Consider the following 1,071-nt stretch of genomic DNA (forward strand, 5'->3'; position numbering starts at 1 on the left):
AAGGAAGAAAAGCAGCCCTAGTCATGGAAGAAATCGGCTTTCTAAATCCTATTTTGTTAGGAGGAAGAGGAAAGACCGATTCGATTACATCAAAAGGAACTCTAAAAAATGACCACTCCTAGTTGGGACTTATCCATCGTTTACAACGACCTTGCCGACCCTCGAATTCAAGACGATATCGCACTTGTTGAGCAATGTATTGACCTGCTGAATAAGCAATCGCAAGATTGTGAAAATGTTGAAGTGATGCAAAATGCCATTCTGACTAACGAAGCAGCAAGTCGCTTGGCGGGCACGGTCTACAACTTCGCAAATTGCTACTCATCAGTGAACGCTACTAACGCCGAAGCGAAAGCGCTTTCTGGTCGTATGATGCGTATTTTCTCTGAATTGTCTCAAGCGTTTAGTGCTTTCGAACTTACCTTAACGCATGCAGATGATGAGTTCATTGCTCGCGTTCTCGATCACGAAAATCCAGACATCAGCGGTCAAGCTTTCTCTATTATGGAGTCGAGAAAACTGGCAGATACACGCTTGAGTATGGAAGAAGAGAAGCTTTTAGCTGCGATGAGTGTCGATGGCAAATCTGCGTGGGGCAATTTGTACGACAACTTGACGGGTTCGTTAAAGGTTACGTTAGACCATGCTGATGGCACTACTGAAGAGCTCGGTTTCTCTCAAGCTGCAAGTATCCTTTACGGTTCAGAGTTTGACCGCCAAGAAGCGGCATGGCGTGGCGTCCAAAAAGCAATGGAAACGCACCAAGAGTCTTTCGCCGCGATTTTAAATGCACTTGCAGGCTGGCGTTTAACTGAAAACAAAAAGCGCTCGACTAAGCGAGAGGTACACTTTTTAGATCCAAGTTTGTACGGTAGCCGCATTCAATCTGAAACCTTGGCTGCCATGATGAAAGTGGCGAAGGACAGTCGTGATGTTGGTGAAAAAGCCGGTAAACTGATGGCGCAAGTGCACGGTTTGGATGAGATGAAGCCGTGGAACCACCTTGCTGCAATGCCTGCATTAAGTGGTGATGCTAAAGTCTACGATTTCAATGAAGCAATCGATGTGATT

General features: G+C 45.7%; 1 pseudogene. It reads left to right on the top strand.

The features are described 5' to 3' along the window. Nucleotides 1–108: 108 nt before the first annotated feature. Nucleotides 109–1,071: pseudogene (locus R7P72_RS25905) on the top strand (oligoendopeptidase F); the annotation flags it as partial.

Source organism: Vibrio sp. Vb0888 (assembly GCF_033338835.1).
GTDB classification, from domain to species: Bacteria; Pseudomonadota; Gammaproteobacteria; order Enterobacterales; family Vibrionaceae; genus Vibrio; species Vibrio alginolyticus.